12 protein-coding genes are annotated in these 12,627 nt (G+C 55.2%); 7 read left to right on the forward strand and 5 right to left on the reverse strand.

The annotated features are described in order from the left end of the window. Positions 1-124: 124 nt before the first annotated feature. The 3 genes from CEE69_RS16820 to CEE69_RS16830 all read right to left on the reverse strand — a co-directional run bounded on the left by CEE69_RS16820 (position 125) and on the right by CEE69_RS16830 (position 5,464). Positions 125-2,362 carry a hemolysin D gene (locus tag CEE69_RS16820; protein WP_315852529.1) on the reverse strand — a complete coding sequence of 746 codons (2,238 nt, stop codon included), beginning with the start codon at positions 2,360-2,362 and terminating at the stop codon, positions 125-127. A gap of 68 nt (positions 2,363-2,430) precedes the next feature. Continuing rightward, entirely contained in the window at positions 2,431-3,342 is a 912-nt protein-coding gene (locus tag CEE69_RS16825) for an efflux RND transporter periplasmic adaptor subunit (protein WP_233215311.1), read from the reverse strand. A 70-nt stretch (positions 3,343-3,412) separates the two neighbouring features. Next, positions 3,413-5,464, reverse strand: coding sequence for an efflux RND transporter periplasmic adaptor subunit (locus CEE69_RS16830; RefSeq protein WP_099261774.1), 2,052 nt, complete (start codon positions 5,462-5,464; stop codon positions 3,413-3,415). A gap of 360 nt (positions 5,465-5,824) precedes the next feature. Between CEE69_RS16830 and CEE69_RS16835 the strand changes: the two genes are divergently transcribed. The 6 genes from CEE69_RS16835 (at position 5,825) to CEE69_RS16855 (ending at position 8,404) form a co-directional block, all read left to right on the forward strand. Next, a complete protein-coding gene (locus CEE69_RS16835) occupies positions 5,825-6,406 on the forward strand; it encodes a hypothetical protein (protein ID WP_233215312.1) in 582 nt (193 codons plus the stop codon). 128 nt (positions 6,407-6,534) lie between these two features. Beyond that, positions 6,535-6,990, forward strand: coding sequence for a 50S ribosomal protein L13 (gene rplM / locus CEE69_RS16840; protein ID WP_099261775.1), 456 nt, complete (start codon positions 6,535-6,537; stop codon positions 6,988-6,990). Between the two features lie 42 nt (positions 6,991-7,032). Beyond that, positions 7,033-7,446 (forward strand): 30S ribosomal protein S9, encoded by a 414-nt coding sequence (gene rpsI / locus CEE69_RS16845; protein ID WP_007328022.1) that lies wholly within the window; start codon positions 7,033-7,035, stop codon positions 7,444-7,446. 12 nt (positions 7,447-7,458) lie between these two features. Continuing rightward, positions 7,459-7,680: a translation initiation factor IF-1 gene (infA, locus tag CEE69_RS16850; protein WP_007328023.1), complete on the forward strand. Its 222-nt coding sequence runs from the start codon at positions 7,459-7,461 to the stop codon at positions 7,678-7,680. Positions 7,681-7,766: 86 nt separating this feature from the next. Further along, positions 7,767-7,865 carry a 50S ribosomal protein bL37 gene (locus CEE69_RS33680; protein ID WP_390173962.1) on the forward strand — a complete coding sequence of 33 codons (99 nt, stop codon included), beginning with the start codon at positions 7,767-7,769 and terminating at the stop codon, positions 7,863-7,865. A 2-nt stretch (positions 7,866-7,867) separates the two neighbouring features. Then, on the forward strand, positions 7,868-8,404 hold the full coding sequence (locus CEE69_RS16855) for a 3-hydroxyacyl-ACP dehydratase FabZ family protein (protein ID WP_099261776.1): 537 nt from the start codon (positions 7,868-7,870) through the stop codon (positions 8,402-8,404). Positions 8,405-8,570: 166 nt separating this feature from the next. On the opposite strand, the gene CEE69_RS16860 is transcribed toward CEE69_RS16855, so the two are convergent. Together CEE69_RS16860 and CEE69_RS16865 are read right to left on the reverse strand one after the other, a co-directional pair. Then, positions 8,571-9,860: a glucose-1-phosphate adenylyltransferase gene (locus CEE69_RS16860; protein ID WP_099261777.1), complete on the reverse strand. Its 1,290-nt coding sequence runs from the start codon at positions 9,858-9,860 to the stop codon at positions 8,571-8,573. A 71-nt stretch (positions 9,861-9,931) separates the two neighbouring features. Next, complete coding sequence (locus tag CEE69_RS16865) at positions 9,932-10,906, reverse strand: ferredoxin--NADP reductase (RefSeq protein WP_099261778.1); 975 nt, start codon at positions 10,904-10,906, stop codon at positions 9,932-9,934. Between the two features lie 255 nt (positions 10,907-11,161). On the opposite strand from CEE69_RS16865, the gene CEE69_RS16870 reads away from it, so the two are divergent. Then, positions 11,162-12,625, forward strand: coding sequence for a hypothetical protein (locus CEE69_RS16870; protein WP_099261818.1), 1,464 nt, complete (start codon positions 11,162-11,164; stop codon positions 12,623-12,625). The last annotated feature ends 2 nt before the right edge of the window (positions 12,626-12,627 follow it).

Here is a 12,627-nt window from a genome sequence, read left to right on the forward strand (position 1 = left end):
ATCCCCCCCTACGTCGCAACGCGAAAGCGACGGGTGAGGATCAAGAATCCGAATTTTGAATCGCTTCTAAAAAGCCAAACGTTAAACCACGTCAAATGGAAAGGATGGTGGAAGCCTAGCTCACTCAGAAGTCGAAGTTGAAAGTTTTAATGATGACTCGCCATAAACGTGCTCCCAAAGACATTGGGTCCACATGAACCTTGGCCGCACCGCGATATCCAGGCCGCAATGGCGACTCAAGTCCTTCGATTGGAACACGAGCTTGATACGAGACACTGCGAGGTTTGATTTGTCCTGTCTGAGGATCAATCTCCGTCTGCAAGCTTCCGCCCGTTTGACTGGACATCGACGCGGACGCCGCCTCAAGTGGCTTCTTCGAGATCTCCTCGATCGACCCATGGAACGTTTCCAGTCGCCGTGAATCAAGCTTCAGATCCACTTCTTGCGATTCACGAACCAATTGCCGGTCACCTTGGTCGATGATCAACACGGCCTCGAATGCTTCGGGTGAACCGATCTCGCAGATCAAATCATCCGCCGTCAACAAGGCACCTCGGTTGCGTTCTTGAAGTGGTGTTCCACTCCAACTAGGTAGACGCCCATCACCAGGATCTTGTTCCTTCTTTTCTGGAGGAGGAAGCACAAAACCATCTCGCTTGGATCGTACAGTCAACCGGTCCAACTCTTCTTGTGTTTTGGCAAGCAACGCTTCGATCGATTCCAGCATTTCTTCTTGAGTTTCGATTTGAATCTTCGCCGACGCATCGTCCAAGCGTCGCGACTTCAAGTTCATCAACTGCACTTGGGCGAGTTTGCGTTCGCCATGCAAGTCGGCCAGCCGAATTTCGAGTTCGGGATTTTTCAATAGAGCGATCGTGTCGCCGGTGCTGACCAAGGTTCCAACCGGAACGGTCTCTTCCACGCGCCCAACCACGCCGGCGTAAACCATTCCCGCACGACTGGGTCGAATTTCAAATGCCGCATCAATGTGGTGCGGCAACGGGATGTAGCACACCGCGGCGACGACCACGCCAAACACGGCGAGCGATGTTAACAACGGTCCGCGTTTCACTTTTGACAATCTCCCAGGTGTGCGGATGAATTTCCACGTTTGAATGATGGGTTGAGCAACCAAACCCGAGAAGCCAATCACGGCCAAGATCCGCCCGAGTGCTTGCAAGCCATAAGGCTCAAGAACCTGCATCACGAACCATACGATCGAAAACACAACCACCCAGCGATAAATCACGCTGGCGATCGTGAACAATCCAAACATGAATTGATTGCGAGTTGGCAAGAATGGATCATCCTGCAATTCCAATCCCAAGCACGTGCTTTGGAACCATCGCTTGAGCACTTCGGTGCTCTTTTGGCGAAGGTTAGGAATCTCCAGGTAGTCCATCATGATGTAGTAACCGTCAAACCGCAGCAGCGGGTTGCCGTTGACCAAGATCGTGCTGACGACGTTTAAGAACATCATGTTCAAACACAAGTCATTGATCGTCGTCCCTTGTTCACTAAAGAACCAAACGAACGCGGCAATCGATGCCAGGATCATCTCGACATAGATCCCACCGGCACCAATCCAGATTCGTTTCCACTTGTTCGGCAGCATCCATGAGTCGGACACATTGCAGTACAGACATGGAGTGAACACCAGCAGCATGAAGCCGATTTCGTGACACTCGCCGCCGAATTTCTTGCAACTCAACCCGTGCCCGAATTCGTGAATGACTTTCACGATCGCCATCGTCGCGGCCAGGATGATCCAGCGATCCGCAGCGAAGAACTGATGGAACGTCGGCAGCTTGGCGTAAACAGTTTGATACTGTGTCGCGAGCAACAAAGACGCGGCCAGCAACAACCCCGCAAAGAAGATCAACGCGGGGACAGTGAAGATCCACCCAAAGATGGGCAACATCCGATTGAGGATCTTCTCGGGGTCAATCCCGCGAAAACGGACGGCGAAGACGTTGGACATCTTCCCCATCAATTCCTTGTTCTTCTTCTTGCGTCCGCGTTCGCGAAGCGACTTTCCTTGGCCGGGTGAATTGCTGATCACCAAGCCGCTGCGGTGCAGCATGCCGATGAATTGTTGCAAGTCACCGAATGTGATTTTCTGTGGCGCGAACCGTTGCTCGAAACCGTCTTTGATGTGCTGCAGGCTGACATGCCCGTCCAGCATGTTCAGGATAAAATACTCTTCGTCGTGAAAACGAAAGTACTGCAATCCCACAGGCTCTTTGACCACCCAATACCCTTGCCCTTGGTAATGGTGGCGGCTGGCGGTCAAGTCAGGACGTCGGCGCACCGTCAGTGCACGTGACGAACTGCTTACCAGTGATTCAGCCAGAGTGGTCATGGAGCCAAGTGTCGAATGAAAAGGTCAGGAAAAAGAGAGCGAGAGGGATTGATGGAACGGATTTGAAATCACTGGAAAATGATTTCAGCTTCCATGCCCGGTTTGATCATCCAATTCCCATTGCTGTCCTTTTGGTTGTCCACGTCGACCCAAATCCGATAACGTTTTTGGCCATCCACTTCGCTGCTGACAAATCCCAACGGAGCGTTCACTTCAAAGTTTTGATCTGGATTCGCCGTGTTGAACACACGAACCAACACGGGTGCGCCAGCGCGAACGGCACCATTGGATGCGAGCGCGTCGATGTCGCCACCAACTCGAACGCGATCCAGCTGAACCAGCGTCGCGATTGGCGAACCAGGCTGCACCCATTCACCGAGTTGTGCGATTCGCATCTCGATGTAGCCATCAAACAGAGCGGTGATACGCCGGCGGTCCAGTTCGAACTCGGCAATTTCACGTTCGCTGCGTTTCGCGATGTACTGGGCTTCGGCGATCTTCTTTTGCATTTCCGCCAAATCGATTCGAAGCAACGCGCGGATGGCTTCGAGAACCTTCTTCTTCATTTCGTAGTACGGCGTGGCTCCCTTTTCGTAGAGCTCACGAAATGACTCCGCTTCGGCTCGAGCCAACTCTTCGTTGTTGCGTGCGTCCTTCAAGTTGACTTCATTCGCGGCGTTGAGCTGAGCTTCTTTCTCTTCCGCTTTCTTGAACTCGAGAGCCAAACGTGCAGAGGTGTCATCGACCAACGCCAGCAGATCGTCTTTCGCGACGTTCATACCTTCTTCGATCGGCAGCTCAACCAACTTGCCTTCGACTTCCGCAGGAATGTCGACCTTCCGGATGTATCTGACTTGGCAATACTCTGCGACCAAAGGGGTTTCGCCCCTCAGACTGGTTTGCGCCGTGGCAGGCTCAGCGTTGATTGCGGAAACGCAAACGCCAGCCAATACAGCAACGATCAATCGCCAGGATTTCATCAAAGGGATCTCGTGGTGGAGGGACAAGGTGATGAGATTTGAAAGAGAAGAGAGAGAAGGTGGGAGGAAATCAGAAAGCGAACTTGTAGGCCCACTCAAAGACTTCGTGCAGCAACACAAACCCGCTGGCTCGTTTGCCACATTTGACGTCCGCGGTCAACTTGGTACCGGGACTCGGAGACACTTTGCTCAGTTCAGTGAGGTCAGGCAGGATTCGCATCTTGATGACCGAGCCGTGCTCTTCGTTGGATTCCGCACGCAGCGAAATGTTTTCGACGGGCAACTTGCCGGGCAACGGTTCATCAGGGTTCGACGCCAGGATGTAATCCACATCCAACGACTGGACCTTGTTGTCATGGATGAACTGGTCCAAGTGACCTTCGCGTTTTTCAGGCATCTCGATTTCGAGATACATCGGCTTGGAAAGGTCAGCGATTTCCATCAACACTTGACCGGTTTGAATCGGACGGTTGAGCAACATCTTTTCGACTTCCCATGAAACGACGATGCCATCGATCGGCGACCGTACGATCAAGTCTTCAGCTCGCTGCTCTTTCAGCTGCAGCTTGGCTCGCTGTGCTTCGAGCTTGGTTTCGACTTCGACCTCTTCCAATTCAATCGCGCGTCGCTCGGTCGCCTTCAATTGCGATCGATTGCGGGACTGAGTCCGGATGCGTTGCAATTCAGCCAACGTCGTTCGGATCTGACCGCGTAGATCTTCCAGTTCGATGCCGATGTCTGGGTTGATCATCTTCACCAGCGGATCGCCCGCGGCCACGATCGAGTTGTGATCGACCAGCACCTCACGGACTTCGCCATCGATGCCCGCAAAGACTTCTCGGCGAGCTTCGGCTTTGAGTGTTCCGTCGGCTTCCAGGTCGAACTCCATCGGGATGAAGATCAATCCGCAGATCAGGGCAGCGATCGCACCGACCACTCCCAATGTCTTTGGCAGAGTTCGGGCTCGCAAAACCCAAGTCGCTCGACCGAGTGTTCGCCACACTGGCATCAAGAATAGATTTGAGTGAGCCTGCGAGTTGGCGATTGCGCGAGTGCCGTGCTCGTAAACCAAGTCGCATCGCTGGCGGAAGATTTCAGGCGGAAGATCCGTTTCGATCTGTTCGACGATCAATGCGCCGATGACTTCACCGCGGTGAGCATCGTCGCGATCAACTTCGCCGGCGGCACCCATCTCAGCTTCTTGGCCGAGCTTTCGTTGTGGCTCCCGAAGCGGGAGGACCGCGATGTTCCGTCCGTAAGAAAGGTCAACGTAGTCTTCGAGGGCTTCTTCGATCTGCGGCGGCAAATCTTCCGTGGACCCGTCGTGCCACAATGGTTCGCCAGCCGCGACAACCCGCGTGGCCAGCACGTTCAGGGCTGCAACGATGTTCGAGCGGTTCTCGATCGTGTCCTGACCGCTGATGGCCTCAACTTTACATTTGCCACCCTTTTTGATTGCAACACTGACTCGGTCGCAACCGATCAGTCGGCGACCTTCGTTGGCGACAATCGCGGCGGTCTCTTTCAGATCCAGTGATTCGTGAGCCGCACGAGCGAAGGAGTCGGCTTGCTGCCAAAGCGTTTGGCGATCCCCGAGTGTGCGAAGCTTTTGACTGCGGAGCCATTCGGCCGCGAGCTCGCACATCTGCTGCAGGAACCGCAGGTAGCCACGTTGTGTATCGGGGGCGGTGTCGGGACGCTGGAAGATTTCGATCAAGCCGTCTTTTTGGCCATCGTGCTGCAGAGCACCCAACACCAATAAGTAACGAGTCGGGTTGCCTTCGGCGTCGCCGTCCGTCGTTCCACTGTAAGGAGGAACGAGCAGCGACTGGCCCGACGCGGCTGCGCGACGAATCAGCCGGTTGTGGCGATCGGCGTCTTCCGTGCCTTCGTTCAGAATCGACGGCTCAGCGTTGATCTGATACTGCAACCGTAGCTGCTGATCCTCATCGAGCAGCCACACCGCACCACCGGCCGCGGCCAGGGCGGTGATGATTTTGCTCAGCAACTCCGGATAGAACTCCGAAGCGGTGGCACCGCTCTTGGTGAGAGCTGCGATTTCGTTGACCAAACCGCGGATCTGCGCTTTGGTTTCTTCGACCGTTTGTTGGTTGACCGACATGGGCCTGTCTGACTGCTCGGGCGAGAAGGGGGCGGAAATGTCCAGTGGGCCGACACTACTTAAAATTCCGCCTAGATCGCCACTGGAAGTCGCTTCAAAAGCGGAGTTTGCATTCTTCGCTGGCGAACTGTGACGCTGGAATGGGAAACGCCGGTTGCCCCGGTCTTACCCCCCAACACGTCTCGTCCGACAACGCCGAAAACACAGAGAAAATCGATTGAAACGATTCCCGCTGGACAACTTATACATTTTGTATAACCTCTTGTCCAGAGTCGAGTCGGAAAAGTCGTTGAACTCGTTTCACCATCCGCCGACCCTCGACCTCTTCTCAGACAATCTCTTTCCGCCTGGAACGCCGTTTTGGCTGCACCCGAAGATCGACCCGACTCAGCCGACAGTCACCGCATCCAAACCAGCGACAAAAGCGGTGCGGAACCAAAGGCCACGGATCCGAAGATTTCCAACGAGGTAAAAGGATCGACACCATCCGAAACCGCAGAAATCGGGAGCCCAGAAATGGAGGGCAACGAGACCGGCCAAATGCTGAAATCTCTGCAGTGGGAACTCAACCGGATTCAGCGGACCGTGCGGCTAACCCTTCAGTCCAAGCTGCAGGGACTCGTCGGCCAATCGCTCCCGACACTCAGCGAAAACCGAGAACTTGCCAATTCCATCCAAAAGATGTTGGACACACATAGCCTTCGGATTCGATGCCCTCAGTGCGGACACGCGTCAATCTTGCGTGTCTCGCCGCGAAAGGGGATGCCGGGCGGAGCGTTTGTGCTTGATCACACCATTGATCGCAAACGCACGTTTCATGGTGGATCGTCCTCGGTCCCGCCAATTCAACTGACGGCAAAGCCCGAGCGAAAAGCGAAGACGACTGCCAAGACACGATCCCAGCCCGCCGCCGCGGGGGAGATCCGATCCAAGGTTGGCTAGCTCGGCTATCCCATTTCGCCCAAAAAGCCTACAAACGTTTCCCAAATAGCCCTTGCCGAATTTGGGTTCAGTCGAGTAGGTTCTGCGATTCAAATTTTTCGGTGCCCTTTTGTCAGAAGTTGTGAGCAGTGGCTGTTCAACGTACCTACATGGCCAAACCCGGCCAAATCGAAAAGCAATGGCATGTTGTGGATGCCAGCGACGAAGTTCTCGGTCGACTCGCCAGCGATATCGCTGTCGTATTGATGGGAAAACATCGTCCTGAGTACACCCCACACGTCGATTGCGGCGATTTCGTGATTGTCACCAACGCCGACAAGATCGGCATGACGGGCAACAAGATGCGTGATCGCCACTACACTTGGTACACCGGCTACCCGGGCTTGCGTCTGGAAAGCTACCAAGATCGTCATGATCGCAAACCGGAATATTTGCTGTATCACGCCGTTCGTCGCATGTTGCCAAAGAACAAACTCGCTCGCCAAATGCTGAGCAAGTTGAAAATCTACGCTGGCCCTGAGCACCCACACACCGCTCAGCAACCCGTCGAATTGGCACGCACCGGCAAAAAAGCCAGCGCCTAGTTCCCACACGCCCTCACCGACCGCATCACGCGGGTCTGATCCATGATTGCAGTTAAAAAAGACAAGATCAACGGCGACGCACTGGGAACAGGACGTCGCAAAAGCAGCGTTGCCCGAGTACGCGTTCGTCCCGGCAGCGGAAAAATCACTATCAATGGTAAGTCGATCGAAGATTACTTCGTCAACGACCAACATCGCTACGCGATCACTGAAACCCTCGAAGCCGCTGGCTTGACCGAATCGGTCGACCTGCTGATTCGTGTTTCGGGCGGCGGAATGACCGGCCAAGCCGGAGCCGTTCGCATGGGCCTCGCTCGTGCTCTGTGCAGCCACGATGAGGCTTTGCACGACCCGATGCGTGAAGGCAGCTTCCTGACGCGTGATTCACGCATGAAGGAACGTAAGAAACCAGGCCTTCGTGGTGCTCGCCGTGGCGTTCAGTTTAGCAAACGCTAAGAAGGTTCAATTTTGGGTAAGAAAGAAGAAGCTTTTGAAGTTGAGGGCACCGTTACACAAGCCCTCGCCAACACTCGCTTTCGTGTGCAATTGGAAACCGGCAACGAGGTCATGGCCCACGTTGCTGGTCGAATGCGAAAGCACTTCATCCGGATTGTTCCAGGCGACAAAGTTCGCGTGGAGCTTTCGCCATACGATTTGACCAAGGGTCGCATCGTTTACCGCGAACGCTAACATCCGACTGCGTTGGCTGACGGTTTCAATCGCCGATTTGCTTGCCATTTTCACACGTCTCTCCTCCAGAAACAGCGACCGATACAGTGGCCAAGCCCCACCGGAAAACAAAGAAAGCCAACCACGGCAAACGCCCCGCAAATGCGAAGGCACGCAAAGCTAAGCGGAAAAAAATCAAGACCTGATCGTGGCACGCAGCGAATTCATCCTTGATCCGGCTCTGCTGGACGTTGACAAGCCAATCGCCGATATCGAAGCGATTCGCCAGTACAACCCGCAGCGGCACGAAATGGAACAGTTGACCGCGATTCTCTATGAGGATCTCGATCAACACGCGTGCGCCGCCTACAAGGCAATCACTGAAGACGAGTTTTGGGTTCGCGGTCACATGCCCGGCATGCCGCTGATGCCCGGCGTCGTGATGTTAGAAGCTGTTGCTCAGCTTTCTAGCTACTACACCCAAAAACACGACCTGCTCGGTGCCGCAATGGTCGGTTTCGGCGGGGTCGATGAAGTTCGCTTTCGAGGAGTTGTTACTCCCGGCGATAATCTCATCGTGCTGGTGAAGCTCGAAAAAGCTCGCCGCGGACGCATGATCGTCGCCCGATTCCAAGGCGTCGTCGGCACGGAACTGGTCTTGGAAGGTTGCCTGCGAGGGATTCCGATCCCAATTGAGGCGGTCACCCGGCAACTGGGTGCCTCCAAAGAATCCGCCGACTCCTGAGCTTCGCCATCAATTGATGGCGAGCAACAAGCAGTGGCCAGCAGAATCTCTGCCTTTGGTTTTCGCTGGCATGCGGCCAATCTGAGCGAGTACTTCTAGCTCCATCGACGGGAGCACCATCGAGCTCGGCGGCGAACCGCCGAGCCACAATCGGTCGCCTCGCTGACTAACAGCTGAATCCGTCGGGGATCTGGCCGTCTTTGATCACGATGCTGATTCCATCGCGAATTTGCAGGTCATCGTCTTCGCCTTGGTGCTCCACCTTGGCTTCGTTCAAGATTCGAACATTCTCACCAACGCGGCAATTCTTATCCAGAATCGCACCCTGAATCACGCTTCCGGCGCCGACGCCGACCGGCAGCTTGCCGTCGCGATTTGCACCTCGCATCTCGATGAAGTCGGCTCCCATCACGACGCTGTCTTTGATCGTGACATTGTCGCCGATAACGGTCCGAAGTCCGATCACGCTGTTTTCGATCGTCACATTGTCACCGATGCGGCAACCGTCCGCGATCAAGCTGCCGGTGATCTTCGCATCGCCCATGATCGTCGGCGGAAGGAATCGAGGGCGACTGTAGATGGGTGAGTGACGATTGCGAATGTCAAACGGCGGGTTCTTGCTAGCCAGTGACAAGTTCGCCTCGTAGAACGAGCGAATCGTTCCGATGTCTTCCCAATACCCATCGAACAGGTGCAACTGAACCTTGTGAGTGTTGATCGCCTCGGGGAAGACTTCTTTGCCGAAGTCACTGTGAAGGCTGTTTTCGAGCATGTCGACCATCAGGTCCTTGTCGAAGATGTACAGCCCCATGCTGGCCAGCAAATCACGGCCCTGGCTCTCAATCCCACGAGCATCGATCCAGCTGGGCTCCATGCGGACCTTTGCGATCTCTTCTTCGGTTTGGGGTTTTTCAACAAACCCAGTCACCCGTCCGGAATCATCGACTTGCATGATTCCCAGTGCCGAAGCGTCTTTTCGCGTCACCGGGATGCCCGCGATGGTCGCGGCCGCTCCCGACTCGATGTGAGTCTTCATCATCTCGCGAAAATCCATTCGGTACAGTTGGTCGCCCGAAAGGATCAACACATGCTTGATCCAACTCTCTCGCAGGTGCACCAAGTTTTTGCGGACCGCGTCGGCGGTGCCCTGGTACCAATCGGTGCCGGAATTCACGGTCTGCTGAGCGGCCAGCAGTTCGACAAACCCACCGCTGAAGTGATCAAAGGTGTACGTTTGCCGAAGGTGGCGGTGGAGACTCTCGGATAGAAACTGCGTCAGGACATAAGCGCGATTCAGTCCGCTGTTGATGCAATTGCTGATCGGAATGTCGATCAATCGGTACTTCGCGGCCAATGGCACCGCGGGTTTGGCGCGGATCTTTGTGAGCGGGAACAATCGTGTTCCGCGGCCACCGCCAAGAATCAACGCGATTGTATTGTTCAAGTCCATGATCACTCTCGTGGGATGACGTGCTAGTTGATGTGGATAGTTGTTGAATGTGAACGTTTGTGTCTGAACCGGCTAGCTTACCAATACTTTTCAAATCGAATGGTGCCGGGTCCCGGTGTTTCTGTGGCATCATGAAATCCGGCTGCACGAAGCAGCGGTAGCATGCCGGGCTTATCGGGAACGTCGCCACCGGGCGGCACGTAACCGATCATGTCTGGGTTCCCGCACAGGAAAACGTGTGTGTTGCTGGGCGCGAGTGGATCGCCAACCAACTCCGCCAACTTGCCGGTGGTGAACATCGTTTGCAGATACTGCTTGCCGACGTAATCAGGGCGGTTTGGCTCTAAATTCTTGGGCTCACGAGTCGTCAGTGGTAGGTAGCAATAATTGGGAAATCGACGCATCAGCTCATCGTGCTCGCTCTGATAAGCAATGTCCGATTGGTATCGAACGCTGGTTGCGATGACGATTTTCCCGAGGTGACCACGCGACAGCAAAGTGGTCGCCATCGCGTTGTGGGGAGCTTCGCCGGTGCCGGTTCCGAGCATCAAAACGTTTTCGTTCGTTGGAATCTCACCCAACAAATATCGCCCGGTGATTTTGCGTTCGACGCAGATTCGATCACCTTCCCCTTTGCCAAACAGGCGAGGCGTTAGGGCAGGTGGCTTGCTCGCGGAAGTTGCGCCCTGACGCACCAATGTGATGTAGAACTCCAGGTAGTCGATTTGGTCGACGGGCGCCAGTTCGCCCGCATTGGGCGATTCGGCATCGTGCAGCATCGGGCATGAAATAGAATATGCCCGCCGGACCAACTTTCGCGACTTTTTGACAGGGACGTCCTCAGGCTGGGTGCCTCGCAATCGCGGTTCCCAGTTCCCCAGCCCGATGGCGACATATTGCCCGGGCTCGAACGGCATCACAGGTTCGTCGCACTGGATCCGGTACCTCGCCAGATCCTCAGTCAGGTCCATCCGTTTGATGATTGTCGCGTTGTAGTGCTTCTCGCGAAGCCGCTGCTTTTCTTCATCGTCCGGGTAGCCCAGTTCATCCATCGCGTTTTCAACTCCCAGATGCCTTTTTCACGTCGGCGACCCCGCCCGCCTGAGTTACTATAGTGGATGAGGTCGAGCGGCGTGGTAGTGTGCACATCGCTTTCCAAGCCCGTCGTTGATCAACATTGGTGGGCTGAAGAGAGATGCAAATCGGCTGAAAAGCAGAGCCTTCCGTTCAGTGGAACAGTGACCACCGAGTTTGCCCGTCTCGACTTCGCGATCTCACCGCCTCACCTTTCATTCGGACCATCGATCATGCTTGATCGCCAAGTCTTCTTTCGGCAACATCGGCTTCGACTCTCGATCCTAACAGGCACAATTGGCCTGGCGGTTGCGTCAGTCGTCACGTTGGGAACGTCATCGAATCTGACGGCGGAAAACTGGACCAGCTTGGTTGGCAACCGAACGGTCCAAGCTCAGATGATCGGGTTGTGGGACGACAACGTCATCCTGTTGATGTCCAACGGCAAACGTGTCAGCGTGCCGATGAAATCGCTGATCGCGGAAAGCCGGATCCAAGCAGAAGAAATTGCGACTCGCTTGAAAGAACAACGCCAACTGTTGAGCGAAGAGTTGCAACAAGTTGCCAATGCAGAATCGGCAGCAGCACCGGATCCACTGCCCACCCCTCCGGCACCTTCCGCCTACCAACCGCTGGCACCGAATCTGTCAATCGACGAAGTCATTGCACAAGTTCACTCGCAGCTTCGCGAGGGACACCTGGCAGTCGCCATTGATGCGTTGCCGCCTTCGTACCGCAGTGACATCGACGAACTAGCAAACTTGTCCATGCAGAAAGCTGACGCCAGCAACTGGAACGAAGCCGTTCAGCAGTTCTATCGTTGGGCAGACTTGATCGTCACTCGTCAAAACTGGATCAAGTCGCACCCGCGGTTGGCCTCTGGTTCTCCCGACAGCGAAAGTCCCTACTTGGATGTGATCGATGAAATGGTCTTGCCAGTCGCGGGCATGATTCGCGCTGGGTTGGCCGACGATGCTGCCAACGCAGAATCCATCCGCGAACAAGGATTCACAAACTGGTTCCGCTCGCGAAGTGAAGCGATGGCACCATACTTTCGGCAACTCACACAATCCTTCACGTCTTCCGATGCCATGTGGGAAGTCGCCCGTTTCGATGAAGACACCGCGACAATCCGACGAGCCGGTTCGGGCAGCCAGCAACCAGGACAACGGCGCCCACCTCGTGGCGAAACAATCGACTTTGTGCGTGTCGAAGGCTACTGGGTTCCTAAATCAGTGGCGGATCAATTCCCAAAGTGGATTGAAGATCAGAAGAAAAAGATTAGCGACATGACTGCCGACACGGTCTCCGCAGTGCCGCTCCAGCAAGCTGGCGGTGCACTCGGCGCGATGGCAACTGGCATGGCTCCCCAGTTTGAGCAACACCTGCCGGCATTGGAATCCGCCGCCGACGCGACAGCCTTTCACGAGGCATCCGAACAGATGCTTGCACCGCTTCAACCATTCCTGAGCATGGCCGGTGCCGCGATGAAGATGGGCGGCGGTCGCAATTCAAACGGGATGTCAGGTTACGGCAATTCCGGATATGACATGGGCGAGCCCGGATACGGCATGGGTGAACCGGGATACGATGACATGGAAATGGGCATGGACCCCAGCTACGGCGAACCCATGATGCAAGACGGCAGCATGGACCAAAGCGGCCCTAGCTTCCGCATGGAACCGACGAATAAATGAGC

It is taken from the genome of Rhodopirellula bahusiensis (assembly GCF_002727185.1).
Taxonomy (GTDB): Bacteria; Planctomycetota; Planctomycetia; order Pirellulales; family Pirellulaceae; genus Rhodopirellula; species Rhodopirellula bahusiensis.

Excerpts from the sequence above, each read along its gene's own strand:
- CEE69_RS16820 (WP_315852529.1), bottom strand. The coding sequence starts at position 2,362 with ATGACCACTCTGGCTGAATCACTGGTAAGCAGTTCGTCACGTGCACTG.
- CEE69_RS16825 (WP_233215311.1), bottom strand. The coding sequence starts at position 3,342 with ATGAAATCCTGGCGATTGATCGTTGCTGTATTGGCTGGCGTTTGCGTT.
- CEE69_RS16830 (WP_099261774.1), bottom strand. The coding sequence starts at position 5,464 with ATGTCGGTCAACCAACAAACGGTCGAAGAAACCAAAGCGCAGATCCGC.
- rpsI (WP_007328022.1), top strand. The coding sequence starts at position 7,033 with ATGATTGCAGTTAAAAAAGACAAGATCAACGGCGACGCACTGGGAACA.
- CEE69_RS16865 (WP_099261778.1), bottom strand. The coding sequence starts at position 10,906 with ATGGATGAACTGGGCTACCCGGACGATGAAGAAAAGCAGCGGCTTCGC.
- CEE69_RS16870 (WP_099261818.1), top strand. The coding sequence starts at position 11,162 with ATGCTTGATCGCCAAGTCTTCTTTCGGCAACATCGGCTTCGACTCTCG.